The sequence below is a fragment of the Leptospira inadai serovar Lyme str. 10 genome (assembly GCF_000243675.2).
Classification (GTDB): Bacteria; Spirochaetota; Leptospiria; order Leptospirales; family Leptospiraceae; genus Leptospira_B; species Leptospira_B inadai.
Map to the genome: position 1 here is coordinate 638,802 of NZ_AHMM02000017.1, position 25,654 is coordinate 664,455.

At 45.2% G+C, this 25,654-nt stretch carries 22 protein-coding genes; 12 read left to right on the forward strand and 10 right to left on the reverse strand.

Annotation, left to right across the window (positions count from 1 at the left end):
- Positions 1-128: 128 nt before the first annotated feature.
- Positions 129-2,588: a penicillin-binding protein 1A gene (locus LEP1GSC047_RS12245; RefSeq protein WP_010413890.1), complete on the reverse strand. Its 2,460-nt coding sequence runs from the start codon at positions 2,586-2,588 to the stop codon at positions 129-131.
- Complete coding sequence (locus tag LEP1GSC047_RS12250; protein WP_010413892.1) at positions 2,585-3,538, reverse strand: MBL fold metallo-hydrolase; 954 nt, start codon at positions 3,536-3,538, stop codon at positions 2,585-2,587. The genes LEP1GSC047_RS12245 and LEP1GSC047_RS12250 overlap by 4 nt, the downstream gene beginning before the upstream one ends.
- A 101-nt stretch (positions 3,539-3,639) precedes the next feature.
- Here LEP1GSC047_RS12250 and LEP1GSC047_RS12255 point away from each other — a divergent pair, with 101 nt between their 5' ends.
- From LEP1GSC047_RS12255 to LEP1GSC047_RS22160, 9 genes are all read left to right on the forward strand, one after another.
- Positions 3,640-4,479: a rhomboid family intramembrane serine protease gene (locus LEP1GSC047_RS12255; RefSeq protein WP_010413894.1), complete on the forward strand. Its 840-nt coding sequence runs from the start codon at positions 3,640-3,642 to the stop codon at positions 4,477-4,479.
- Positions 4,480-4,716: 237 nt separating this feature from the next.
- On the forward strand, positions 4,717-5,553 hold the full coding sequence (locus LEP1GSC047_RS12260; protein ID WP_010413896.1) for a lipoate--protein ligase family protein: 837 nt from the start codon (positions 4,717-4,719) through the stop codon (positions 5,551-5,553).
- A 34-nt stretch (positions 5,554-5,587) separates the two neighbouring features.
- Positions 5,588-6,835, forward strand: a complete 1,248-nt coding sequence (gene glyA, locus LEP1GSC047_RS12265; RefSeq protein ID WP_010413898.1) for a serine hydroxymethyltransferase — start codon at positions 5,588-5,590, stop codon at positions 6,833-6,835.
- Between the two features lie 133 nt (positions 6,836-6,968).
- A complete protein-coding gene (locus LEP1GSC047_RS12270; protein ID WP_010413899.1) occupies positions 6,969-7,316 on the forward strand; it encodes a hypothetical protein in 348 nt (115 codons plus the stop codon).
- Positions 7,303-7,863, forward strand: coding sequence for a hypothetical protein (locus LEP1GSC047_RS12275; RefSeq protein ID WP_010413901.1), 561 nt, complete (start codon positions 7,303-7,305; stop codon positions 7,861-7,863). The genes LEP1GSC047_RS12270 and LEP1GSC047_RS12275 overlap by 14 nt, the downstream gene beginning before the upstream one ends.
- 344 nt (positions 7,864-8,207) lie before the next feature.
- Complete coding sequence (locus LEP1GSC047_RS12280) at positions 8,208-8,402, forward strand: nucleotidyltransferase family protein (RefSeq protein ID WP_010413904.1); 195 nt, start codon at positions 8,208-8,210, stop codon at positions 8,400-8,402.
- Between the two features lie 37 nt (positions 8,403-8,439).
- Positions 8,440-8,706 (forward strand): HepT-like ribonuclease domain-containing protein, encoded by a 267-nt coding sequence (locus LEP1GSC047_RS12285; protein WP_010413906.1) that lies wholly within the window; start codon positions 8,440-8,442, stop codon positions 8,704-8,706.
- A gap of 98 nt (positions 8,707-8,804) precedes the next feature.
- Positions 8,805-9,107, forward strand: a complete 303-nt coding sequence (locus LEP1GSC047_RS12290) for a hypothetical protein (RefSeq protein WP_010413907.1) — start codon at positions 8,805-8,807, stop codon at positions 9,105-9,107.
- A gap of 518 nt (positions 9,108-9,625) precedes the next feature.
- Entirely contained in the window at positions 9,626-9,859 is a 234-nt protein-coding gene (locus LEP1GSC047_RS22160; protein ID WP_238325571.1) for a hypothetical protein, read from the forward strand.
- A 317-nt stretch (positions 9,860-10,176) separates the two neighbouring features.
- On the opposite strand, the gene LEP1GSC047_RS21895 is transcribed toward LEP1GSC047_RS22160, so the two are convergent.
- Positions 10,177-10,344, reverse strand: coding sequence for a hypothetical protein (locus LEP1GSC047_RS21895; RefSeq protein WP_020988653.1), 168 nt, complete (start codon positions 10,342-10,344; stop codon positions 10,177-10,179).
- 506 nt (positions 10,345-10,850) lie between these two features.
- On the opposite strand from LEP1GSC047_RS21895, the gene LEP1GSC047_RS12300 reads away from it, so the two are divergent.
- Positions 10,851-11,549, forward strand: coding sequence for an SDR family oxidoreductase (locus LEP1GSC047_RS12300; protein ID WP_010413911.1), 699 nt, complete (start codon positions 10,851-10,853; stop codon positions 11,547-11,549).
- Between the two features lie 46 nt (positions 11,550-11,595).
- Here LEP1GSC047_RS12300 and LEP1GSC047_RS12305 read toward each other — a convergent pair whose 3' ends face one another.
- Together LEP1GSC047_RS12305 and LEP1GSC047_RS12310 are read right to left on the reverse strand one after the other, a co-directional pair.
- On the reverse strand, positions 11,596-12,336 hold the full coding sequence (locus LEP1GSC047_RS12305; protein ID WP_010413913.1) for a LytR/AlgR family response regulator transcription factor: 741 nt from the start codon (positions 12,334-12,336) through the stop codon (positions 11,596-11,598).
- Positions 12,333-13,376, reverse strand: a complete 1,044-nt coding sequence (locus tag LEP1GSC047_RS12310; protein WP_010413915.1) for a sensor histidine kinase — start codon at positions 13,374-13,376, stop codon at positions 12,333-12,335. Before LEP1GSC047_RS12310 ends, LEP1GSC047_RS12305 begins: the two co-directional genes overlap by 4 nt.
- Positions 13,377-13,597: 221 nt before the next feature.
- Between LEP1GSC047_RS12310 and LEP1GSC047_RS12315 the strand changes: the two genes are divergently transcribed.
- A complete protein-coding gene (locus tag LEP1GSC047_RS12315) occupies positions 13,598-15,037 on the forward strand; it encodes a hypothetical protein (RefSeq protein ID WP_010413917.1) in 1,440 nt (479 codons plus the stop codon).
- A 16-nt stretch (positions 15,038-15,053) separates the two neighbouring features.
- Positions 15,054-15,785 (forward strand): FecR family protein, encoded by a 732-nt coding sequence (locus LEP1GSC047_RS12320; protein WP_010413918.1) that lies wholly within the window; start codon positions 15,054-15,056, stop codon positions 15,783-15,785.
- A gap of 106 nt (positions 15,786-15,891) precedes the next feature.
- Here the strand turns inward: LEP1GSC047_RS12320 and LEP1GSC047_RS12325 are convergent, their stop codons facing one another.
- The 5 genes from LEP1GSC047_RS12325 to LEP1GSC047_RS12345 form a co-directional block, all read right to left on the reverse strand.
- Positions 15,892-18,969, reverse strand: coding sequence for an Ig-like domain-containing domain (locus tag LEP1GSC047_RS12325; RefSeq protein WP_020988774.1), 3,078 nt, complete (start codon positions 18,967-18,969; stop codon positions 15,892-15,894).
- Positions 18,970-18,988: 19 nt separating this feature from the next.
- Positions 18,989-22,777, reverse strand: a complete 3,789-nt coding sequence (locus LEP1GSC047_RS12330; RefSeq protein WP_238325572.1) for a hypothetical protein — start codon at positions 22,775-22,777, stop codon at positions 18,989-18,991.
- Positions 22,778-23,262: 485 nt separating this feature from the next.
- Positions 23,263-24,357, reverse strand: coding sequence for a TMEM43 family protein (locus LEP1GSC047_RS12335; RefSeq protein ID WP_010413923.1), 1,095 nt, complete (start codon positions 24,355-24,357; stop codon positions 23,263-23,265).
- A gap of 137 nt (positions 24,358-24,494) precedes the next feature.
- Positions 24,495-25,244 (reverse strand): beta/alpha barrel domain-containing protein, encoded by a 750-nt coding sequence (locus tag LEP1GSC047_RS12340; RefSeq protein ID WP_039934711.1) that lies wholly within the window; start codon positions 25,242-25,244, stop codon positions 24,495-24,497.
- 4 nt (positions 25,245-25,248) lie between these two features.
- Complete coding sequence (locus LEP1GSC047_RS12345) at positions 25,249-25,587, reverse strand: STAS domain-containing protein (protein WP_010413929.1); 339 nt, start codon at positions 25,585-25,587, stop codon at positions 25,249-25,251.
- Between the last annotated feature and the right edge of the window lie 67 nt (positions 25,588-25,654).

Genomic DNA, 25,654 nt, shown 5'->3' on the forward strand with positions numbered 1-25,654 from the left:
TTTCCATCAACTCCGGGCCTTCATCGGAAAAAAAATTCCAACCGACGCAAAAATTCAACTAAGACAAAGGATAAGCGAACTCAATCGCAATCGAGCGTAAATCACCGAAAACCGATCGCTTAAGTCTCTTAATCCGTTTTAGGTTTAAACTTCCTCTCGGTTTTCCCGATTTCTTCATCGCTAATCTGATATTCCTGCTGTAAGAATTCGCGGAAATCGATCGATCGATGATGGTCCCGGTCACCGTCGCATTGTCGATTGCCTTGTACGGACTTCGTTACTCCGGCAACCGTAATAGGTTTTAAGGTTAAATTTTGCGTCATCGGACAAACTCCCGGTTTGGGAGTCAGCCCGTTATAAGCGCAGGTTCCACCACCCTGAACTTCGTCCGGTGGGAGGTCCTCACCGTGTTCGTTTCCGAAATTCGGATACCCTTCCCCACCGTAAAATCTGTTGTACATTCTTCCCCAGATAGGAACGGCGAGGACCGATGCAGCCTGCCCTCTTCCTAATGAAATCGAACTTTTATCAAAGCCCATCCAAATCACTGTCGTAAGCTTAGGATCGAATCCGCAATACCAAGCGTTAGTAAACGAGGAAGTCGAGCCGGTTTTACCCGCGGCAAAGCCTTTATAATTTCCTTTTTCGGGATTCCTTAATCCGTCGGTGGCGGTTCCGGCCATCGCGACCATCATCAGCATTCTGCGCAGAATATAGGAAGTGCCCTCGCTGATCACTTGGATGGATCCGTCTTCCCTCTCCCTTTCCAACTCTTGTCGAACTTTCTCTTCCTCGTTGTAAATTACGTTTCCGGATTGGTCTATCACGTAACGGACGGCAAAGGGAATTACGTTTCTGCCTTTGTTTGCGATAATCGAATATCCGACCGCCATCTCGTAGGGGGTCAACTCCGCGATTCCGAGCGCAAGCGCAGGGCTGGAAGGAAAACGACTCTTATCAGCCTTTGTTAAACGAGATGCAAAATCTATGACAGCATCCGCACCCGTCCTGAGGAAGACCTGCACGGACACGATGTTCAGCGAGAGCGATAGAGCTCTCGAAAGAGGGACCATTCCCTGAAAATCTCCGTCAAAGTCTTGAGGGGACCAACCTTCTCCCTCCTCCGTCAAAGTCGTAAGCGGAGCGTCCATAATTCCCGTTCCGGAGCCCACAACTCTCTCGGCAATTGCAGCACCATAAACGAAGGGTTTAAACGAAGAACCGGTTTGTCGCCGAGCTTGGACCGCTCGGTTGAATTGATTCTTAGGAGTGAATTCGTATCCGCCGACCATCGTTTGAATATAGCCGTTCGTATGATCGATCGTAATCGCGGCACCTTCCACGTGCAGGTTCTTTCCGAAAACTGCGGACCTTTTTTGGAATTCGGTAAACGAGGCCGATTCGTTATCCGCCTCGGGCGTGAAAAGGGTCAGTAAATCGGCGGCGTCGATCAGCTCTTTTTCAAGCGCAACCCGAAAGTTCGCCTTATCGTCCAGTTTACTTACGAAAGGAACTCCCACGGGAAAAACTGAACCTAAAAGTCCGTATAAACCCACAAGTCCTCGATCGGCCCCGCCGGCGTAGTTAACCGTTACACCTGAAACGAGATCATCGTGTTTTTTAAGCGCCTTACGAAGTTCTTCCTGGGCGATTTCCTGCTTTCGGACGTCGAGGGTGGTGTAAATTTTCAATCCGCCGTTATAAAGTCGATCTTCTCCCAATACTTTTAATAATTTCTGTCTTACGAATTCCGTAAAATGAGGAGCCCGATTCAATTTGGTTCCCCAAGTCGACTGTGAGGGGGATTGAGTAATTACGACCGGCCAATATTTTTCCCAAAATTCGTCGTGAATGAATTGGACCTTATCCGCGGGAATGAATCCCTGTCCCGCCATCAATTTCAAAACTTCCAGATGGGCGCGCTTGGCTGCGGCGGGATTCTTGTATGGAGAATAGTCCACGGGAGCCTTGGGCAGACGAGCCAATAAAGCGGCCTCGGCTACATCCAAATCCGTCACGTCCTTATGAAAATACACGTCGGCCGCCGACGCCAAACCGGTGGTTCCATGTCCTAAATATATTAAATTAAAGTAAATTTCTAGGATTTCTTCCTTAGAATATTCCTGCTCGATCTGCAGAGTAAAGAGGGCTTCCACGAACTTACGGATGAACGATCTCTTTCTATTCTGTAAGACCGTTTTGGCCAACTGCTGGGTTAGTGTCGAACCGCCTTGCTTGATCCTTCCCGAGAGCACATTCACGATGGCCGCGCGACTGATCGCCATGAAGTCGATTCCAAAGTGATTGAAGAAATTATTATCTTCTACGGACAGGAAGGCCTGCACGACATGAGGAGGAATATCTTGGTATTTGAGCAACTGCTGTTTATGTCGATATAGTTCGGCGAAAACGATTCCGTTATTATCGTAAAGACGGGTCGGGGTCGTAGGTTGATAGGAAGCAAGCATCGCGAGCTCCCCCCCCTCGTCCACCTCCGAAAGTATATAGCCGAAAAACAATCCGCCTGCCAAGGCGATCCCGAGCAGGATTTTGGTCGTCCGATGGATTCCGTCGCTAAAAAGAGTCATACGAGTTCGAATTTCATTCCTTCCCGAGCCAGGATTATGGATAGGTCCTTGGTACCAAGATTTTCAGCATGGGTTTTGGCGTCATCCAAGATGATTGCTAAAATTTCGTCGGAATACGCAGGCTCATGGTGTGTCAAGGCGAGAGTTTTAACTTCCCAATTCGAAGCACAATTAACCGCCATCGTATAGGAAGTATGTCCCCAATCGAATTTCTGAAACGATTCGTCCAAGGTGTACTGGGAATCCAAAAGCAGCAAATCGGCTCCGAGGAAAAAGGGCTTCTGTTGCACCACCAGCGGCAAATCTTCTCCGGTATATTCCGCATCCGTAGCAAAAATGAAGCTTTTTCCATTTTCAGTAAACTTATACGCGACCGACCCGCCAGGATGTTTGAGCGGAAGCCATTCGATCTTCATTCCTCCGATCAGGACAGCCTCTTCGGTTTTGAGTTGCCGGAAGCTACATTGATCCGCAAATCGTTCGAAAGATACCGGAAAAAATCTAGGTTCTTGCTGATAATAAAGCCGGTCCTCTAAATCCTTACTCGGGGAATAGAGTGTGAATTTATTTCCCGGAATGTAAAGAGGTTTAAAGAAAGGTATTCCCTGAATATGGTCCCAATGAGTATGAGTGAAGAAAATGGATAATTCTCCATTTCCTTTTCCGAATTCGCCTTGAATGAGTTCATCCCCCAATACCCTCACGCCGGTACCCATGTCGATTAGAACCGAATCGCCCGAGGAGGAGCGGACCTTAATGCAAGTCGTATTCCCGCCCGTTACGAAAGTCAGGTAATCGGGTAAGGTTTCCAGCCAAGTTTCTGGGGAAGAAAACGCTTTGCCCCCGGAAGTTTCCGCCATCTTGAGAATCGTTAAAATCTTTTCCCTATATTCCGGGGTCCGCAAGGGAGAAGGGATGGATCCGCGGACGCCGTATAGCTGAATTTCCACTCTAATAGGAACAGGTACCAAATCGGCTGCGGACTGTCAAAGGAAACAAAAATCGGGATTTAGGTTGTCTACCGAACGGATTTGAGAAAACTAGGAGGGGTATGGCATACTACTCCGGCGGATTCGGTATTGAAGTTACTCCTGTAGTTCGTAGGCTTCTTTTTTTGAACCTGGGAGTTTTCGTTTTAGAGTTCATACTGAAATTAGCCTCTCCGCAAACTCTAGGTCTTTTTTTGGGAATATTCGGGTTGGTGCCCGACTTCGTACTTCATAAATTTTTCGCCTGGCAGGTCCTAACCTACGCCTTTCTTCATGACCCGAATTCTATCTTTCATATTCTTTTTAACATGCTTTCACTCTGGATGTTCGGCTCGACGTTGGAAGCATATTGGGGAAGTAAGAATTTTCTAAAGTTCTATTTGGTTTCCTGCATTGGAGGCGGAATCCTTCCTTTATTCGCTCATCTTTTAGGTTTTCCGCAAGGAACGATCGTCGGAGCTTCGGGAGGCTTGTACGGACTCCTAATCGCTTTCGCATTGATCTGGCCTAACAGAGAATTGTACTACTTCGCCATCTTTCCGATTAAGGCCAAATATTTCGTCCTGATCCTACTGCTCTTAATCGGGTTCACCTCTTCGTCCAGCGGCGTCGCAGTTACGGCTCATGCCGGAGGCGCTCTTTTCGGAGCCTTGTATTTCTTTTATAATAATAAATTAAAATATAAATTGGGATTTAGCTTACCTTCCTTTTCTCTTTCTCGCTGGTTTCAAAAAAGAAAAATGAAGCGCTGGCAGGAGGAAATGCACAGTCGGGAAAAAGCGAAGGACGAAGTGGACCGCCTTCTGGAAAAAATTTCCAGAGACGGAATGCATTCTTTAAGTAGAAAGGAAAAGAAATTCCTGAAGGAAGCTTCCACGAAATATTACGATTCCAAGGAATAATCCGTAAATTCCGCTTTTGCCGTCGGAATTTTAACCGAAACGAAAAAGTTCGACGGTCTTACATTCTCGCTCTCCGGAAGATTGCGCATAGTTCTACTGAAGAACGAATCAAAAAAGCACGAATAGAAGATTATCCGGATAGAAATTCGATTCTTGTTTATAGTCGGGCATCCGATGGAAAGAAATGCAATGCTTGCTATTTTGACTTTTTACTTCTAACCTGGTTCTATTCCGCAAATGCAAACCTTTCTCCTGGACCAACGGTCTCTCCGTACCCCGTATTATAATCTCGCATTGGAAGAAGCCTTGGCGTTACGACTCGTAGCGGAGGGCTATGGAGGTGGAATCCGATTTTGGGAAAGTCCTCGTTCCGTCATAATCGGGTTATCCGAAGATCCACGTGTCACCGTCGGAAAAGATTTGGTGGAATCTTTTCTTAGATTCGCGTCGACCCGCGGTTTACCCAAAAAGCCGAACAAAGATTCGAACTTATATCTAGCGAGGCGAGCGAGCGGTGGAGGCACGGTCGTACACGAACCCGGCTGGAATTTGAATTTTAGTATGTTCGCCTCCATCAAAGAGAGGCCGGAACTCTTTCCCGTGGGGAATTCCTATAAGATCCTTCTAGGAATCGCATCGCAGGCATTATCTCTGCAAGGAATTGAAAGTAAATCGATGGGAAAATCGGATCTTGCGTTGGAAGAAAGCGATTCCTCTTGGAAGAAGATCTCGGGGAACGCTCAATTCAGAAAGAAAGATTGCATCGTCCAGCACGGCACGCTGATTTTAGATTCCAGGTTGATCCGGCTCGTTTCCGATTTACTTCCGCATCCTCCCGAGGAACCCGAATATCGAAGCGGCAGAGAGCACAAAGAATTCGTGACTTCCCTTCCTAAACATTTCTCCGAGGCAAAATTCAAGCGGGACCTCACCCTTTTATTTGCGGATTATCTGGGGGTAAAAAATATGGGTACTAGGATAAGCCGATCCTTTCGTAAAAGCGTGGTTCTTGAAGCTAATAAGCTATTTCAAGAAAAGTACGTCTCGTTGGAGTTCATCACCGGCGAACGTTAAGATCGGCGCGCAAAGAAATATCACCGAGGAACCGATGAAATACCTTCCACAACAGGACCCTGAAATCTTTAAAGCCATCCAGGCGGAAGATAAACGCCAGGAAGATAACCTGGAAATGATCGCTTCGGAGAACTTCGTATCCCGGGCTGTCCTAGAAGCATACACCTCCACTCTTACGAACAAATACGCGGAAGGTTATCCCGGAAAAAGATATTACAACGGTTGCGTAAACGCCGACGCCATCGAGTCCATTGCCATCGATCGAGCCAAAAAGCTATTCGGTGCCGAATATGCAAACGTCCAGCCTCATTCCGGCGCGCAGGCGAATATGGCCGTCTTTCTAGCGGCACTAGAACCGGGTGATTCTTTTCTGGGAATGAACCTGGCCCACGGAGGACATTTAACTCACGGATCGCCCGTGAACATCAGCGGTCGATATTATAAGCCGATTCCATATGGAGTGGACCCAAAAACGGAGACGATCGATTACGATTCGATCGCATCGTTGGCAAAAGAACATAGACCGAAACTGATCGTCGCCGGAGCGTCCGCTTACTCTCGTAAGATCGATTTCGCTAAATTCGGAGAGATCGCAAAAAGTGTCGGCGCTAAATTGATGGCGGATATCGCGCATATTTCCGGATTAGTGACGACCGGCTATCACCCCTCTCCGATCGGCATCTTCGACTACGTGACGAGTACGACTCATAAAACTTTGAGGGGTCCGAGAGGTGGCCTGATTCTCTCGAATGCCGAGAATGAAAAAATTCTAAACTCTAGAGTGTTTCCGGGAATCCAGGGAGGACCGCTTATGCACGTGATAGCGGCAAAGGCCGTTTCTTTTGGAGAAGCGTTATCGCCCGAATATAAAACGTATATCGAAACCGTTCTCGCCAATGCGAAAGTTCTCGCCGAAGTTTTCATGAAACGCGGCTTTAGAGTCGTTAGCGGCGGAACAGACAACCATTTGGTTTTGCTGGATGTTTCCGTGAAAGGTCTTACCGGAGCCCAGGCAGCGGACGGATTGGACGAGATCGGCGTAACGGTAAATAAGAATGCGATTCCATTCGATAAGAATCCGCCGGCTGTCGCCTCAGGAATTCGACTCGGAACGCCTGCCCTCACCACACGAGGGTTTAAACCTGCCGGTATCGAAAAAGTCGGACACTTGATAAGCGACTTCTTGGAAAATCCGAACGATCATAAGACGATTGAAAAAGTAAAAGGTGGCGTACGGGAGTTGACTCAGCAATTTCCTATGGACCGCTTTCGTCTAGAGTAAATTAGGCGGACATTTCAGCTTGAATCGTTTTCGAGTGTGAACACTTTAAACGGGAAATACAATAGACTAAATATTAGCTTATATGAACTAAAAAATAGTTGATTGGTCGTAATCTTTCTGCGAGACTTCCCTCATGGACATATTGGAAGGAGTTTTTGGTAACAAAACTGCGGGAAGGGTCTTGCTGCATATATTCCATTATTCGGAAATTCATGCTGCTGCCATTGCAAAAGATTACGATGTTGCCGTTACACCAATTAAGAACCAACTCATTAGATTTGAAGAATCCGGCATACTTACGTCAAAGGCAATAGGAAAAGCTAGAGTATATTTATTTAACTCCAAGTCCGTATTCCTTAAACCTATTAAGGAAATATTAGGTATAGTATATAACACCATGCCTTTATCAGAGAAAGAGAAACTTTTTTCGACTAGACGTAGACCAAGACGCAGGGATAAGCCAGTTTATGCAAAATCCTAATTGGTCGACAGTAACTGAAAATGAATTATGGGAATATGTAGCTTGGCACTTATCGGCAAAAGACATTGATTCGGTATTAGTAGGTGGAGCAGTAGTCTCAATATATTCAAATGGGATTTATAAATCCGGTGATATAGATATTGTTTATACGAGCTATAACTCTTCCATTTGGGAAACAATCCAAATAGTAATGAAGAATCTTGGTTTTAAAAAGGTTACCAGGCATTTTGTCCATCCGGAATGCAACCATTTATTCGTAGAATATGCCTCACCACCTTTATCGATAGGTGAAGATTATCAAATCGTTCCTTCTACGAAAGAAGTTTCAGGTAAAACTATCAAAATACTTTCTCCAACTGATTGTATAAAAGACCGTTTGGCTTCCTACATTTACTTTAATGCGCGCGAATGTCTGGAGCAAGCCCTTATAGTAGGTAAGAGGCAGCCTTTTGATTTAAAGGAAATTAAAAGGTGGTGTGATTCTGAAGGTGGTAAGGCAAAGCCAGTCTTTGAAGAATTTAAAAGTCTTTATAAAGAAATTAGCTAAAAGTATCGATATATCAGGCTGGAAGATCGATAAGCTACGCGGCTCCAATTCGCGCTTCGCGAACTTCGCTCGTCCTTTGCTAAATTCCGCTTCGTAATTTGCCGCGCAAAGGCAGGCTGGCGCCAAAGTCATTCTGATATGCGGAACTTCGACCTAGCTCTATCGTTAATCTCCATTTAGCAAAATTGTACCGAAAGTATGCGAAAGAGAAAAATTACCTTATTTAGACGGCTTGAGATGATATTCCAAGTATCGACTTTTTCTTCCATAATTAAAATATTTTATATAGGAAGATAGAAACCAAACAGGAGCTACTTCGGAAACTCCCTGAAATTAAACCTAAATTGGAGGAAGAGTTTGGCGTTCTACAAATCGGTATTTTTGGTTCTTTTGCAAAAGATCAAATCACTTCAAACAGCGACGTTGATATTTTGGTCGGGATGAAAAACCCTGATTTCGACTCGGTAGTCGGGTTGCAAATCTTACTAGAGAACGTCTTTGAAAAAAATGTGGATTTAATTAGAAAGAGCCCAAATTAAATCTTCATTTTTAAGCAGAATTCAAAAAGACCTTACAATGTCTGAAGAAATTAAAGAAAGATTTGAATTCATTCTGGAATCTCTTTCCCTTGTTGAAACCGGATTTCATAAAATAAAATTTCCTGATGATCTTATAAATTCCGAGAACGGATTAACGATTCTGGATTCTATAGCAATGAGACTTCAAGCAATTGGAGAAAATGTGAAATCTATTGCCAAGCTGGATAATAAATTTCTCAATAATTATCCTGAAATCGATTGGGAGAAAATAATGAAACCGAGAGACGTACTGGTATCGTCCTGAACGTTTTTTCAATTCCATAAAATTTTACCTCTGATTATCAATTCCAAAATTAAAGTGTAATCTCTTGACAATTGGATCAAAAATAGGAAACTCAGGGTATGAGCCGAGAAGATGACAAAATTTTAGAAAATGTCATAGCGGGAGGGATCTTGGGGACAGGATTAACCGCTCTTCTAAAAGAGCGCAAAGTGAATGGAACTGAGCTCGCTTTGGGGGCGTTGCTGGGAGCCATCATACTCGCTTCAGTAAATGCCAAGGCAAAAGCCAGAGAACATAATCAGGATGTGCTGATTCGGAGAGGCGATTCTTTATTTCGGAAACTACCGTCCGGAAAAGAAATATTTCTAAGGGAGCTTCCCCCCAGAAAATCCAATTTCCCCCGCCAATACGACCTTTCCTAAAGATGGAAAAAATTCGGCTCCGGTATCTTCGCCGGTCCGAACGGGTCAGGAAAAACTACATTCATACAAAATTTTCCAACACTTGGAAATAATATAAAATTAGGCGTGTATATCAATGCAGATGATATCGAAGCTTCTTTAAGGAAGAACCATAAGATAGAGCTTTTACAATATAGAATCATCGCCTCAACAAAAGAAATCCAAAACTACTTTAAAAAATCGCAATTTTCTCCGATCAAAAGTAATAAGCCGGATTTATGGAAATCGTTCCAATGTTCTGACAATTTTTTAGAAATTAATCCGAGCCAGCCGATAGATTCATATGTAGCTGCCGACCTTGCGGAATTTTTTAGATCGAAGATGATGGAAAATAAGATTTCTTACTCTTTTGAAACGGTTATGAGTTACCATCGAAAGATTGATCTAATTGAATTAGCAAAATCAAAGGGGTATACAATTTATTTGTATATTTCTGCACGAAAGATCCGGAAATTAATATTAATAGGGTCCAGAACCGAGTGGAACAAAATGGGCATGGTGTTCCTGAATCTAAAATTCGAGATAGATACGCGGCCAGTTTAAATAATTTAAGGGAAGCGGTAACGTTATCGGATCGGGCCTATTTGTTCGATTCGACCGAAGAATTAGCTTATTTATTTTCGGAGATTACTAACGGGAAACATGTCAAGATTTTTGATCCGGATAAGGTGCCGAATTGGTTCTCGGACAAATTAGGTCCAAAAATTTCTTAAATTCTAAGTCCGATACTACTTAGAAACTTCGAAACAAATGCAGGAAAAGTAAAGTTGTAATCCGGCGAAGCCGGATTTCTAGGGGACCGTCTAAAGTTCCTAAACTTAGAACAATTCGGTTCGAATCCGCGATCATCGGAAGATACGAACGCGGAGAAAACCGATCAATCCCTTATGCGAGAAAATTTCAGCTAAGAAACGGCCCAAAGCGGAATTCGTTCGGGCAATCACTTAGCGGTCTTTTTAACGAAGCCGAATCTTAGTCGGCGCCAATTCTTGAAACGTTTAGCGCCTCTCAAGAAATTTTTCGACCTATCTTATTTTGCTTCCTTGCATTCGGTTCTCCATTTGAGAACGCCTGCGACATCCGCCTTGGTCGCAGCTTGACATTCTTCGAGTGAACCGAAACTTCCTATAGTCGAATAGCCTCTTGTAGCATACAACCAAAGAACCCAAACACTCAATATCAACATTAACTTCTTCATGTAAATTGACCTCCGAACAACAATCTTTTCTTAAGTTAGGTAAAATCCCGTTTCGCACCAGCATTGTTTAGAACTTTGAGTGTTCTAATTGCGGAAGTTTGTTTTAACAAAGTCGAATCGGTAATTTAAAATAATATGACGCAGTGTAGCAAATCCGCATTACTAAAGTTTTAATAATTTTTTACCGATAAAAATTTTTATTATATGAATTAACAAAACGATCGTCTAAAATAAATTTTTCGGCATATTCTCCCTAGACAAAAAGGGTTATGATGTTTTATACCTTGAAGCGGTTTCTAGCATTAATTTATTGACAAAACGGAAATGGGCCCCGCTTTTGATTTTTTTTATAGAGTTCGCAAGCAAGAGGACGAGGCCACCAACAAACATACGTTTATGGGGCAGGTTAAGCGTCGGTGGATTCGAAAAGGCTATAAATTCAGCCGAAATAATTGTTTCTTATCTAATGCATTCTATTAATGTAATCTTCAAGCGAGGAAAACCATATGATCGATCAAATCGCAATTGTGACTGGAGCGAGCAGAGGTCTCGGAAAGCAAGTATCGAAGGAGCTGGCGGCATCCGGCGTTTTCGTACTTTGTTGCTCCCGAAAAATATTCGACTCGTCAAAGACGGTTCAGGAAATTGAAGAGAAAGGCGGTTCTGGTGAAGCTTGGGAGTTGGATGTGGCCGATCCAAACTCGATCCAGAAATTTCTGAAAGAAGTATTAAAGAAACATTCTAAAATCGATATATTAGTGAATAATGCCGGAATTTATTTGGATAGCGGAAACATCGAGACCTCTTCCCTCCAAAACTTAAATAAGACCTTAGAAACGAATCTTATCGGACCTTACTTATTAGCGAAGGAAATTCTTCCTGTTATGAAGAAGAATAAATTCGGTCGAATCGTTAATGTAAGTTCCGGATTGGGGCAATTGTCCGATATGGGACCCGGCTACGCTGCCTATCGAATCTCGAAGGCGGGATTGAATGCTCTTACTAAGATTCTGGATTCCGAAGCCGGAAGCGGGAATATTAAGATAAACTCGATTTGTCCGGGTTGGGTACGAACCGATATGGGAGGAGCAGGCGCAACCCGATCCATTGAACAGGGTGCGGAAACGATCGTCTGGGCGGCGCTCTTAGCAGACGACGGCCCGCGAGGAAAATTCCTGCGCGATAAGAAGGAAATTCCTTGGTGAAAGTAATCGGATAAAGTTCTAAAATAACAAACTCTGATCGATGCGATTATTTCTTAAACAACTGTTTGATTCTTTCCACGAATTCGCGCCCGACGGGGAGGTTCGTTTCGTCTTCGTTTTTTAGAAAAAGTGAATATGATCCCCCCGGCTGAGATTTTGTAGCGGCGATAAAGGTCTTATTCACGATATACTTCCTATGGATTCTAAGGAAATCGTCTTTAGAAAGTTGTTTTTCGAAATCTCCCAATAATCGAGGGGTTTCGAAATCCCCGTTTTTCGTATGTAGTATCGAATGTTTGCCGTTTGCCGTTAAATAAAAAACGTCGGACGAAAGCACTCTGTGACTCAAACCCTTCTCCCTAAAGACCAATACCGGATCAAGTTGCCCTTCGGGTCTTTGCTTTGAAATCGCCCGTAATCTTAATTGCTCGATAGCCCTAGTCATACAAACGTCGAATCTCTCTTTTGAATAGGGCTTTAAAAGATAATCGCAGGCCCCGACTTCAAAAGCCTTTAAAGTATGCTCTCGATACGCGGTAGTAAAGATCAGGACCGGCATCGAAGGGCCCGACTCCTCCAAAACCTGAAGCCCGGTTTTTTCCGGAAGGTTAATATCCAGAAAGACGAGGTCGAACTCGCCCCTGGAAAGCAGGTCGACGGCCTGAACTCCCGTCCGCGCGATTCCGGAAACTTCGCAATTTTTCCAATGCTGCAAATAATTTCTAAGTAAATCTCTCGCAGGGACTTCATCTTCGACGACAAGAACTTTATAAAGTTCGCCCATCATTGAGCCTCGTATTCCAATAATAGAGTATTCTTTCCCGATCTTTTTTCCAAATTCAGTTCCGCTTTTCCGAAATTATATTCTAACCTGGATCGAATATTTTCCAAAGTTCTAGAAAATTCGGATTTTTTCCTCTCTATCGGAACTCCGGTTACCACCGGCTTTACCGTTCCATTATCAACGATCGTTATTCGCACTCGCCCGTCGGCTGTCTCCGCGAATAATTCCAGCCTGCCCGGTTCCGATAAGGATTCCAGTCCGTGTTTAAAGCTGTTTTCTACGAGCGGCTGTAGGGTCAACGGGGGAATGCGGAGTCTGGAAAAATCGCCGGTTAACCTAGTTTGGACCATGAGAGAATCCGAAAACCGGATGCGCTGCAATTCCAGGTAATTAACCGTAAATTTCCATTCTTCTTCGAAAGGAATCAAGCGATCGTAAATTCTATCGGATAAAAAACGATACGTGTCCGCCAGGATAATCAGGGCCTCGTCCGCCTTTTTAGGATCGGTAACAAGAAGGGCATGAACCGTATTCAACGTATTAAACAGATAATGAGGATCCATGCGATTCTGCAGGGTTCGATATTGAATATCCTTTAATTCGGATTCGGTCTTCTTCTTTTTCTCTATCAGCAGCTGCATGGATTTTTCGAGAAACGAGATGAATATCGCTAAGATTAAACTTCCTAAAAGAATATTATAGGAACCTCCATGCGGCCTTTCCAGGCCGTCCCCTGCAAGTAAAATGACATGGAGTATCCCCCCCGCCGCAACGCCGAATACTGCGGCAACACCGGAAGCGATTACTAGGAAAGCTCCGGTGCTAAAAGGTCCCCATTTTTTACCGTTAATGAATTCCACGGCAAATTCCACGATGGAACAAACCGAATGAGTGGTAACTTGGGTCGCCAAAAATACTTTCCAAAAAGGGGATGGAGAGTTGTGAGCGACTAACAGCGAGTTCATCGTTCCTAGGACGGTATTGATCGTAAACCAGAACACAACTTTGAAGACTCGTATTCTGAAATCCATTCCCTTCCCCATTGCTCAATATCTTAACGAATCTTTCCCCTAGTCGATTCGCTTTTTTGTCCATCATTCCGTCGAAAGTAGCGTTTATTCCGAAAATGGATTTTTAACGGGAAATCAAGTAGACTAGGCGGTTTTCTAGAAAGTCTAGTAGACAGCAGAAGGAAATTTCGATTACGTTAGCAGGAAATAATTTCTCTCTCCTTAGAGTGTAGGGAAATCTCAGGGGGCTTTCCTTGAAAATTCGAAATATTACAAAGCTAACTCTTATCGCCGTCTCCTTCTCGATCCCATTCATGATGAGCGCCGAAGAAATCGTAACAACCAAAAAAGACGAACCGGACGGATTTTACGGCCTAAAAGTAAACGGTGTCGTTTCGGGATCATACGGGCAACGACTCAGAGATAAAGCCTCCGGAATTTCCAACGCATATCCGAACGACGAAACCGGCTTTTCCACTCCCTGGACCTTATTGATGATTAATAAGGAATGGAAGGAAACCGGAATCGGATTAGAGCTATGGGGAGAGCTTCTTCGAGCCAGTCAGTTTTCGGCGGATACCAAAGTCGACGGCGGAACGAAATCGAATCCCTATACTCTCGGAATCCGGCATGCACTTATAAGAAAAACCTGGGAAACGAATCTGGGGACTTATTCCCTTACTTTCGGAATGCAGGAACTCCCTCACACATATACCCAATGGAAGAACTATTGGCAATGGCGATACGTGGATAAAGGACCACTGGAGAGTTTAGGATTTGCACCGGCTCCTGCCGATATCGGAGTCGGAGCGAACGGAAAATGGGATTCCGTTTCGGCACAGATAATCTTCTCGAATGGGGAAGGATATAGACAGAGCCAAAATACGGACTCCTCCGCAATCGACGTTGCATCAAGAATATCTTATGAACGCCAGGTCGACGAAAATACCCGGTTCGGAATTCATTTCTTTGCGAGACAGGCTAATTTTGCGGGTGCTGCGGGGACCGATTGTAAAAAAGGCACAACCTGTTTGCCGACCGATAATAATCCCGCCACTATTCTGCAAAAGGATATCCGTGCTCTGCAAAGTACTTCTTACGCGGTAGAAACGGATTTTGATAAGAGAAAATTAATCAATTTCGGACTCGGTTGGGTTTGGCGAAAACAATACGGCGGAGCAATCGTAGACAGAGCCAAACCGCTTGCCCCGCCGCTTTCACCAGGAGTCGATTCGACCGGCACGGCCGCCTACGCATGGTTAGCCCTCGGCTGGGAATCCGTCCGTATCATAGGAAGGATGGAAGGCGGCTCCGGACATGACGGGGTTTTAGCCGCCGATCGTGCAAAGATCACGGAGATACTTCCCGGAGTTCCCGAATCCGTAGGCTGGTCTCAAGTTCCAGGCAGCCCTGTCCGAAGCTCGTCAGGATATTCCTCCCATGCATCGTATCGAAAAGGTTCGGTATTCATCGAATGGATCGTCGCGGATACGATCAAGTTATCCTTCGGATACTCGGAGTCGAGAAACAGAGATGCAAACGGAGGACGCGAAAAAACATATGTGGATCAAACGGGAACAATCCGAACCTCGGGGGATTACCTAGGGCAATTCTCTACGAATACCGGAAATCCGATCGCATCATACGGACAACTAGGTAAGGAGTGGGCGTTTTGGACAACCGTGGAATTTTAAGGGAGAATAATGGAACATGAAACGGAAAATCTTTTTAGCGATATCGTTCGGGTTGACGTTTGGAGCTTTAGTCGTTCTGAGTCAAGGAACAAGCGATAAGGATGCGAGAGCGTCGTTTCTCGTCGGTAAGGTGCAAGTTCAAAAGTCCGGAAGCGGTCCTTGGACTCGACTAAAATTAGGAGACGCACTTAACGAGGGGGATATTCTTTCGACAGGCAATGCATCGAAGGCCACCTTATTATATCGAGGCTCCGAATTTCGCATCCTTCCGAATTCAAGATTAAAACTGACCAAACTTCATAACGATATAAAGGACGGGAGGCTCGAAGTTCAAAACGGATTCGCATGGTTTCATGTCGTAAAGTTGAACGGAAAGAAATTCGAAGTCTCGACTCCTACTAACACTGCCGGGGTTAGAGGAACTTCATTCTCCGCTTTCTACGAGGCGAAAACCAAAGATTCGGGATTCTGTACTTGCGAAGGAAAAGTCGCGTTGACCGGAAACGGCGAAAAAGAGGAGGGAAGACTCCAGGAAAAAGGAAACGGAGGATATTATCCGGGAGAGGGTGGAGAACCCAAGAGAACTTCTTACGAAGGGATCATCGTGAAATTCAAGGCATTTCCGCCGTTCAAAGAATTAATGAAAAAGAATATATCGCTCAAAAACTGCCTTTCCTGCCACACGCCCCAAGGTTGGACTCATGAGGAAACGGTCCCAATGGACGAAACCTACGGAGCCTCGAAGTAACGAAGACGCGAAATATTAGGGGTCTTCTGGCCCGAAGTAGTACAGGTTCTTAAGCTTTTTATAATCTTTTTATAAAATCGGGCGGCTTCCCGCCCGATTTCGTTTATTAAGGACAGCTGATGGTATTTCCCGGATTAGTGGCGTATGCTCCTTGAAATTGCAAGCCGGCAAACAGGAACGGATAGGTCTGCGTACTCGGAATCGGCTGAGTTAAAAGCTTAATCTTATCCGTGGTGGTATTGAGATTACAAACCTGGGAAGCATTCGAAGGATTTGTCAACGTAGCCAAGCTGGCCTTTGAAGGAAGAGGAATCTGACCCAAGATATTATTCACAAGAGGAATAATCAAAGACGGAATCAACGGGCTAACCACCGTCAGAACTCCCTGAGGATCGATTCCGAACGGATTATATTGAGTTCCTTCCAAGATATCTAGAGTGTAAGACATACTGGCAGGATCGATAATCAAGCTGAGAGCATTCAGATTGCTGTAACCCGTAACGCCGGACGGCTGAATAAAGGGTGTAAACTTGATGGTTCCGAGAGCCTTAAAGCTTGCTCTTGCAGTGTTGATCAAATATTTAGGTCCGCTTGCAGGAACTCCGTAAATTCTTAATTCAAGATCCGTAAAGTTCACTTCAAGCTGAGGGATCGCGGATCCGGAAGGCACTTGCTTAAGACTGCCGTTCGGCGCATGGATCGCCCAAAGATCGATTTCCACTCCGTCGGTACCATTTACGGTGATCGTCTGAGTCGGATTGGAAGGATTCAATCCCGTCAAACTGGGAAAGCCCGGAGCCAGAATATTAATGATAGCGGATGCCTGTAATAACGTTTTCGTTAATTGAAACAAGGCACCGTTTCCTGCATAGGTTTGAATTTGGTTGATAAACGCAGCGTTCAAGGCTAAGTTAAATGCCCCGTTCTGCCAGAGACTATAAGCCGCTTGAGTCACAGTATCCGCACTCAAACCCAACAGTAATCCCGGAGTTGCATTACTCTGGGAAAAAAGATACGTCTTCGCGTTCTGAATCGCGGTAACTCCCGCCGCTCCGGTGGGTGCCGTACTTACAAATCCAGTCGCGGCGTATTGGCCGTGATAATTCGGATTGGAAGAAAGCAATCGACTGCTCGGTTTTGCTACTAAGGCAATGTTCGCCGAAGCCACGATTCCCCTATTGGAACCCGATTGTTGTACCGCCGCATCCGAAGAAACCTGCAACGAAAGAATTAAGGGGAAATTCGCCAAAGGTGCCGGAAGATAATTGGGAAGATCCAATTCCAATCCCGGATTGTTCAAAGATTGAAGAACCGCGTTCAAAGCGTTAACCGACACGCGCTCCACGATATCCAATAAAAGCGATTGAGTGATCGCAGGTGTTACCTGGGGAACAGCGTTCGTAGCGATCATGTTCGTGATCGGCCCGAGGAAAGATCCGAGACCGCTCGTAGAATCCTGCAGACTCATGGACGCGGTATTCAAATTCTGCCACCAAGGAGAGACGTAAAAGTTACCCGTAATCGGATCGTTCGGATCGAAAGGATAGAGTCCGTTGGGGGATTTATTCGAGCTCGTATATCGATTGATTTGAACGTTGATATTTCCGCTCGAATCGAACCAAGTCGTTGCCTTTGCCCTCGCAAGTCTCGGCGTATAAGGACCGCTTCCGTTTACGGTCGAATTAGTGGTAAAATAGAAATCCTGTCCGTTTCCGATTAAGCAAGCCAAAACGGTACAATCGTGAGTCAGCCCGATTACAGCCAAGTCGATGACGGAATACTCTCCGTAAATATCGATACCGATCGATCCATTACCTAAAACATAAAAGGAATCCGTAATATTGCTGGATCCATCCGGCGCAGTGGGAGGTATGCTAATTCCCGGGATGAAGACATCCAAATACATCGGTAAATTTCCAAGACCGAGAACGCTCGCGACTACGTTAAACGCTCCGCCGTTCGGATTTCCGCCGCAATAACCGTCCCCGTATTGTCCGGAATTATCGCCGTAATTGCGAATATAGGTTATCGAACCCTGGTAATAATTAATGCATCGAGAGGATAAATTCGACGCACTATTCGTGGAAGGAGTCGAAGCAAAATCGTTAAAGCTTTGGTTGGCAACCTTGAAATCGGCATGCGCGAACTTCTGCAGAATTTGACCGAAGAGAGCCATCGTCTGCGTCTGATCCATAACCGTAGTCGAGACTCCGGTAAGCAATCCGTACGGATTCGAGTTCACCGGACCGTAATTGAAGGAGAAATACCTGTTGAATACCTCTCCGGTAACCGTGGTGATTTGGTAGTAGTAGGAATTCCCGCCTATAAATGCGTATAAACCGGGAGTAGAACTCAATCTGGCATCCGCAATCAGGTCCAAATTGGACGCAACAGGACTGGACATCGAGCAAGTGCCGGTACATATCGTGTATTGGTCCGTCGAACCCATATGGTTTAGAGTGATCGACTGGATCGGATTAGCACCGCTGATGGGATTCGCGAAATTGCTGGTCACATAAAGATGAGTATTCGTCGTAAATGTAATATCTTTTCCGCTCGTATTTCCCCAGCCTAACGAAACATTAGAGTAAGCCCCGACAGTAGCCGCCGTATTGATAAAATAATCCGGTTCTGTCGTAAATTGAACTTGGTATGGAATCAGCGCCAGTCCGCCGGAAGTAAGGGAATTTACGGTTAAAGTAAACGTATAAGTCGTGTTAGGGGCCAATTCTCTATACGGATCGAAGATCAGCCTGGTTCCCGAAGCCCAATGAAAAATTCCTCCTTTACCCGGACCGGGTAAAGGATTGTTAAGCGAATCCACCAACGAAAAGTCGGATTGAACGGATGCCTGGCTCATGGATTTTGAAAACCGAATTTCCAGACTTTTATAACGATTTACGCCTTGGAAAGAACTCACGAATAAAATTGCGCTCGGTCCGCTGGCTCCGAAATTTGCGGGTAAAGAAGCGGGAGTATCCAAGGGCGAATACACGCTACCGCTGACTCCTTGCGGAAGATTTCCTCCCTGATCGGTAACGATACCGAACGAAGATAAGAGAGCCGCAAACATACCGCCCGAGCCCTTTTTGGAACCGGAACAAGAAATCGTTAGAGTCCCTATAAGGAATAAGAATATTCCTAGGTTTTTTAAGCCGACTCTTTTTATATTGAAGCGTTCCATACTCTTCCTCTCTAATCCATCATCTCAAAGAAAACATTACGTTCAGATCGTCGAAATAAGTCGACGTCGGTTGACCCGTATTCCAGTTATCGTAAAAGTAATAACCTTCCGGACTGAACTTTCTTCCGTTTTGGTATATGTCCGCAAGTTCGCCGATCAAGGTTCCCGCGGAAAATAAGAACGACGTGTTATCGTATGCCTGCGTCTGAATCAGTTGCGAATTTAATAAAGTTTTAAAGTCTTGAAACAAATCCGTGACCGCAAAATTCGGATTCATAAATGCATTGGCTTCGAGGTAGGAGAAAAACGCACCCGGGACGGCCAGATAGTATCCTGTTCCGTACAAATTTTTACCGTAGGGAGCGATCGCCGTCAAAACCGGAGGCAAACTTTGAGTCAATAAATTCGTGATTGTGTAAGTGCCCGTGTGATTCGGGTGGTTCACTAGGGACGCTAAAAGATCCAAAGTATTCTGGATATCGGTATACGACGGCTGTATATTGATGAGCAGATCCAGGAGAAAATCCAGGGATTTAACGACCGACCAGCCGGACGAACTCGACATATAGTCCCTGACATTGCCCGCAAAATTACTCACATCATCCCATGTGGAATCGTAAATATTGGCCGATCTCGGAGCAAAATAAGTGGAGCCTCCTCCGCATACGAATGTCGGATCCGGGTTACAGAATAATTGCGGATTCGGATATTCCACGATATGATCCCGGAACCAATAAATCACTCCGCCTTGTATATCGAACTTTGTCGGACAGAGAGTTTGGAACGAGGTATCGTCCGTGGCCCCTGCACACTCGGAAATTAAAAGCGTCTCCCCCATAATATTCTCTAATGCAGGCGTGATTAAAGCGAAGGAATCCGCATGTGAAGCGTCGCCTAACTGAGCCAAGAATTGGGCCAACCCCGAAACCAATCTAGTTTTACTGATTAAGTTCAGCATCCCGTCCTGAAAGCGTCTCGTATTCTCGGTCAGAATGCTGATAAAAGAACGGTACGTATCATCCGGTTGATAATCCGATATTCCGCCGCTAGGGTTTCTCAATCCGTACGCGATACCGTTCATACGAATCTGGTAGATGGAAGGAGGAGTCGGATTGGTCACGGCTCCTCCAGTCGTATCCGGTCCGTAAAATGCATACGGGCGGGAAAGAAGCTCCGCTAATCTGGACAAAATCGAAACCGGATTCTGAGGAGTGGCGGTTGTTTGGCCGCTAACTCTATCTAATACGGATTTTGCTAATGCTGCCACAAACGGAGTAAACCGATTTCTATATGGCCAATATACCGTATCGTTCGCATTGAATAAATCGGGGGTCACCGGCGCAGGCGAAGTAGTCGCCGTGTTGATGGAAGAACTCGTGTCCGTGCTAGCAGGAGGTAAAAAACCCAGTAGCTGTAAAACGTAACCGTTTTGGGAAATTACCGGCGGAATCAAACCGTAACTGATCGTAGGTTGAGGAACCAATAAGGACCATAAAGCGGAATATACGACGGTGGGTCCCATATTTCCGCTACTCGCGGGAACTCCCGTGCCATCGGCTCCGTAGCCCCACCCTTCTACCAGCATCGCGGAATCCCCCGGAACGGAGGAGAAATACTGCAAATCTTGGTGAACGGCGCTGTAAACTTTCAGCATCTTAGTCGTATCGGGCGAATTCCCGGTCGTGCTTCTCCACTGCCCATTATAATTTCCGCATGTACCGGAAGATGCAGTAGCGAGAGGACCGCAATTCGCGTTTAGATTCAACATTCCGACCAGGCCGTTTCCTACGGCCGTGACGAATAAGGCCTCCGCAAATGCTACGGTAGCGGCAAGCTTAGCGCGGACCGGAAGAACGACGACAAATCGTTTTTCGTACAAAAGCCATTGTAGATTTTTGTAAAATGCTTCCTCGTCCGAAGAAACTCCTCTCTGCACGTCCGTCTTCGCGATTTCAGGTATCGTATATTGGCCCGCTCCAGGCGTCCCGTTAGGAGTCGCACAAGTTGTCGCGGAGTTGTATCCTCCGAGGGAAATACATTTATTGGTGGAATTCGGATTGAGTTGGATATCGTATCTATGCGTCTTCCAAGTGGGCTTATAATTGTTTTCGCTCAGATCGGAATTTCTTGCAATCGATCCGTCGGGAGAAAGGTAATTTCCGGCCCCGTCTCGACGATTCACGTTATAATAAGGACCGTATCCTTTATAAGTGACCTTGACCAGCCAATCCAGCATCCAAGGCAGAGTTTTGTTAAAAACTTTATCGTACGGCCCTGCGCTAGCGGATAAATCGATCGGATTGGTGCTCGGAATTTGGGTAGCTCCTCGAGACGCGTCCTCCATTAAGGATAGAACCCGAGAATTCATCCCGATTTGATAAACGACTCCGTCCCGGTAAACGTTATTGCTCGTCCGACTCTGTTCCGAAATATTCTTAAAATTGAATGAATCCGAGGAAGATATGACGGACATCATCGCGAAGAGTCCATCCCCCAGCGTGATCTCCCCGCCGGTCATGCCCGTAATCCAGTCGTTCGTCGTAACCGCCGGATTCCAAGTGTATCCGTAATTATCCGCCAGATATAGGATGAGAAAGAGCGTCTCTAATGCGGAAACTGTCCCGCTATTCGCATTATAAGCCCGGTCGAATCCGTTACCATCCACCCGAATCAAATTACCTAGGGACTGCTCTATAGGTCCCGATCCTGAAGGGGAAGAAGACAAAAGACTAGTCGGAAATCCGAGGGCATTTAAATTTTTGGCGGAATCTTTTAAGAAATCGATGCCGCTATACCCTGCGCCTAGAGCGGGATTTTTAGATGGAACGACTAAGTCCCTTACGACTTGAAAAAAATCGGTAAACAAAACGCCCAACTCGGAGGAATGCAATGTTCCTCCCGGGGCGTTATAAGCCGCATTCGAGCTATAAGTGGTCGACTGCCCCGGAACCGCTACCGTGAAGTACTTCACTAAGTTCAAGATCAATTGCTTAAGAGCAGTTGCGGGTGACGTCTGGTTCATGAATCCGGCTTGGAAATTCATCATGTCACCGACGCCGTATACGATATTAATGAATCCGTTCTTTAACCCGTGAGTCGGATCATTGATTGCAGACGGAGCAAAAAATCCGTTCATCAATCCCTGAACTCCAGAGCGAAAATTCGCGTTTGCAGTCAAAGCCTTGTAGAGAAAATCCTCCGCTTTTTGCAGAAAGTTTACCGTAGTTTGTTTTTTGAGATCGTTTGCCGTAGTCGTGATGGACTGCTGGATTTGAAGATTCGAGTTGGAATTGTATTGGTCCAGCATGGCCTGTGCGGTAATCGGAATCAAATTACGAACCACTGGCGTTGGGTAATGGCGAATTTTTTCGATAATCGGCTGAACGGCGTTATATGCTGCGGGATTATTCGTTTGAATTTTATTGATTAGATCCGCTCCGCCCGAGGCTAATGTCTGCATTGCCGGACGACTTTGGATCATCATCGCCTCGGTAGCACGTAAGGTCCCTAAATTATCCGGTTGAGGGGCTCTTGCAAGGGAATCGCCTAAGGCCTTATTGAATCCAACCGGATCTAAATTCGTAAAAAAACTTTTAATAACGGGGAAGGGATTTAGGAAAGTAAAAAGGGAAACACCGGTATATGCGGTGGTGTTATCGTAAAACTTTGCGATCCCGTTCTTCTCGGTTCCGGAGTGGGAACAAGCCCCCGATAAGGCGAATATAAGCGAAAAAATAAGGAGAAATCCGGAGAATTTCGTCGAAATCGCCTGGGCGTTCCTGCGGTATCCTAGTGATCTTCTTCGCATTTTCATCCCCATAGTCTCCAATCAGAAACCAATTCGCTTAATCGAACGATCGTTATTGAAATAATTCCGATCGTTACTGCTTATACAGGTTAGATCGAAATTATTCAAATCTTTTTTTTATATCAACCGTTCGGATCGTGTATCAGTTGCTATACTGGTACATATTACAACGGTCTACACAACGATTTTTTTCATCATTTTCTCGAATTTTTTATCGAACGATCGTTTTTTTATTTGTTTTGGAAGGTTCCCAATGTACCAATTTTTTTCGCATTTTTCTTACTTATAGGGGACTTTTTTTTGTCTTACCGGAAAATATAAGTAAAATAATTTATTTCCTAACGTGTTCTAAACGCTTGCTGATAGTTTCTACAAACTAGTTTCGTAAACGAAATTTTACTCATTTGAAATAGCGGTCGATATAAAAAAACCGCCCTGTCTTACAGAGCGGTTTTTCTCCGAGCTAAACCTTAGTCTAACAAGGATTAGGCCGGCTTTGCCTGCCTCTTCTTGTAGAATCCGTATCCGATCGCCGCAATTCCGAGCAACAACCAAATGTACCAAAACTTTACGAGTAGAATCGTTATGGCAGTGATTACGAAGGCGACAATCCCGAGTAGGAAAGAAATTGCCATCTTTCCGAATTCCCCGATAAAAGGAATGAAACTCAATAAGGCCGTCAAAGGACCGACAAGCAGATTCAAACTCACCCAAATAAGCACGAAACTGACTCCTCGTCCGATCCATCTCATCATCTTATCGTCGTCCGCTATATCTTTCATCGTTTTTTGAAAGTCGCCTACCGAGGCATTTAAGAACAGATTATCCTCTTTACTCTTATACTTTCCGATAGAATGGCCCGACACCGCACCCACGAACGTCATGCTTTCCGTAGGAATGGAGCGAACTACTACGCTCACCCGTTCGCAACCTTCCAACTCATCCTTAGAACATTTCTCGTTTAGATACACGTATTCGTCTTTGAGAATTCCTTTGATAAGATGTGAAGCTTCCGGTGCGACGGAAGGGACTTCGCTGGTGTAATCCACTTCCTTTAGATTTACGGAATATGCTTTTCCGTCTTCTCCCTTAACCTTTCCGCCGGTCGCGAAAGCTTCCACTGTCGCATGACTCGTTTGATGGAACGGTTTGGATTTACATCCTGCAAGTTCGAAATTTCTGGGGTTTTTAGGCGAGGAGGTCCATTCTAATTTACATGTGCGTACTTTCTTTTTGCTCGTGCCACTCCCTTCTTCCTTCACTTCTTCCGTCCATGCAAAAACTTCGGGAGTCTGCGAATAGGAGATGTAATGACCCGATCTAACGAATTCTCCGCCGAGAGAATCCGCCGTCAGAGTTCCGGTAACATAGGAAGGTAATCCTGCCTGCGCTTGCGCCGCTGGTACCGCCCCTTTGAGCGCCGCACTTGCCTGTTCGCAGGTCTCAAGTTGGTAGATGAGAATTAGGGAAACGGGAAACAATAACATCCCGGTGAGAATCCCTTTGAACGAATCTCCGAGTTGGCCGAATATGCCGATATCTTCCGAAGAGGACATCCCGTCCGAACTTTCAAATGCCATAATACTTTCTCCTAAAAAAGGGCTAAAAAGCGAAATCGCATCTTAATACTTTCTAAAGAACTTAGGCAATTTATTTTTTCCAAAATGGAGAGAGAAAAATATTATTTTTCTAATTAAAACAATCGTATAAAAACGATTTAAAATAGTTCCAACCAAGCGGTTCGAATATCGGGCCTTTCCATAAAATAGGTTCCGATCAGAGCGGCATCCACGTACGGCCTAAACGCATCCAGATCCTGCTTATTTTTTATTCCCGATTCCCCGACTTTTACTATATTAGGAGAAAGTTTATTTGCGATATCGGGAACCAGATCTGGGTGAATCGAAAAATCATCCAAATCTCTTGTGTTGATGCCTACGATATTCGCTCCCGCATCTCTTGCGATTTCGGCTTCTTCTTCCGTATGAATTTCCGTAAGAACATCCATTCCAAGTTTTCGTGCGGCCAGGATCAGGTTTTTGAGGGTCTCGGGAGTCAAAATTCTTACGATTAACAGTATCGCACCGGCTCCGTATTCTCTCGCTTCGATTACCTGTCTTTCGTCTATTATGAAATCTTTACGTAAAACAGGTATACTTACGGTTTCCGACACCTGCCGTAGATTCTCCAAAGAACCGCCGAAGTAATCGGTGTCGGTCAGTACTGAAATTCCCGAGGCCCCGCATTCTTCGTAAGTTTTGGCAATTTGGACCGGCTCATAGGTATCCCGAATCGCTCCTGCAGACGGACTCTTTCGTTTGCATTCCGCAATGATGGAGAACTTTCGCGAGCGGAGGGACTGCCAGAGACCGGGTCCTACATAATTTACCGGAGAATATTCGGGAATCGTCTCCAATTCCCTTTTTTTTGTTTCAAGGATATCCCGTAAAACTCTATGCAACCCCATCCGATTAGCTGCGGAACGACTTTAGAGCTTCATCCTCCGTCTCTCGAATATCGAAGAGAGAAGTAAGTTCAATTACATCAAAAATTCTTTTTACTGCGGGTTTGATTCCGCAAATTTTTAGGCCGCCTTCCTTCGCATTCAGCTTCCGAAGAGTCGAGATGCAAGCCCTAAATCCGGACGACGACATATAGTCGACGTCCTGCATATTCAAGACGACTCTTGTGTGTCCTTGGTTGTCGATGAGATCGTTGAGATTTTCTTCGACCTCGTTGGCGATAGAGACGTCTAGACGTCCCTTGAGGTAAACAATGAGAACTCCGTCCTGTACCTTATGATCCAGCAAGGGAACCTACCCTAAGCGATAAATTAGAGACAATTCTAGGTCCGAAAAATAGCCTGTCAACCAAGTT

Coding starts and splice junctions, on each gene's coding strand:
- LEP1GSC047_RS12300 (WP_010413911.1), top strand. CDS start 10,851: ATGATCGATCAAATCGCAATTGTGACTGGAGCGAGCAGAGGTCTCGGA.
- LEP1GSC047_RS12330 (WP_238325572.1), bottom strand. CDS start 22,777: ATGCGAAGAAGATCACTAGGATACCGCAGGAACGCCCAGGCGATTTCG.
- LEP1GSC047_RS12245 (WP_010413890.1), bottom strand. CDS start 2,588: ATGACTCTTTTTAGCGACGGAATCCATCGGACGACCAAAATCCTGCTC.
- LEP1GSC047_RS12275 (WP_010413901.1), top strand. CDS start 7,303: ATGCAAAATCCTAATTGGTCGACAGTAACTGAAAATGAATTATGGGAA.
- LEP1GSC047_RS12255 (WP_010413894.1), top strand. CDS start 3,640: ATGGCATACTACTCCGGCGGATTCGGTATTGAAGTTACTCCTGTAGTT.
- LEP1GSC047_RS12310 (WP_010413915.1), bottom strand. CDS start 13,376: ATGGGGAAGGGAATGGATTTCAGAATACGAGTCTTCAAAGTTGTGTTC.
- LEP1GSC047_RS21895 (WP_020988653.1), bottom strand. CDS start 10,344: ATGAAGAAGTTAATGTTGATATTGAGTGTTTGGGTTCTTTGGTTGTAT.
- LEP1GSC047_RS12320 (WP_010413918.1), top strand. CDS start 15,054: ATGAAACGGAAAATCTTTTTAGCGATATCGTTCGGGTTGACGTTTGGA.
- LEP1GSC047_RS12335 (WP_010413923.1), bottom strand. CDS start 24,357: ATGGCATTTGAAAGTTCGGACGGGATGTCCTCTTCGGAAGATATCGGC.
- glyA (WP_010413898.1), top strand. CDS start 5,588: ATGAAATACCTTCCACAACAGGACCCTGAAATCTTTAAAGCCATCCAG.
- LEP1GSC047_RS12290 (WP_010413907.1), top strand. CDS start 8,805: ATGAGCCGAGAAGATGACAAAATTTTAGAAAATGTCATAGCGGGAGGG.
- LEP1GSC047_RS12260 (WP_010413896.1), top strand. CDS start 4,717: ATGCAAACCTTTCTCCTGGACCAACGGTCTCTCCGTACCCCGTATTAT.
- LEP1GSC047_RS12325 (WP_020988774.1), bottom strand. CDS start 18,969: ATGGAACGCTTCAATATAAAAAGAGTCGGCTTAAAAAACCTAGGAATA.
- LEP1GSC047_RS12340 (WP_039934711.1), bottom strand. CDS start 25,244: ATGGGGTTGCATAGAGTTTTACGGGATATCCTTGAAACAAAAAAAAGG.
- LEP1GSC047_RS12305 (WP_010413913.1), bottom strand. CDS start 12,336: ATGATGGGCGAACTTTATAAAGTTCTTGTCGTCGAAGATGAAGTCCCT.
- LEP1GSC047_RS12270 (WP_010413899.1), top strand. CDS start 6,969: ATGGACATATTGGAAGGAGTTTTTGGTAACAAAACTGCGGGAAGGGTC.
- LEP1GSC047_RS12285 (WP_010413906.1), top strand. CDS start 8,440: ATGTCTGAAGAAATTAAAGAAAGATTTGAATTCATTCTGGAATCTCTT.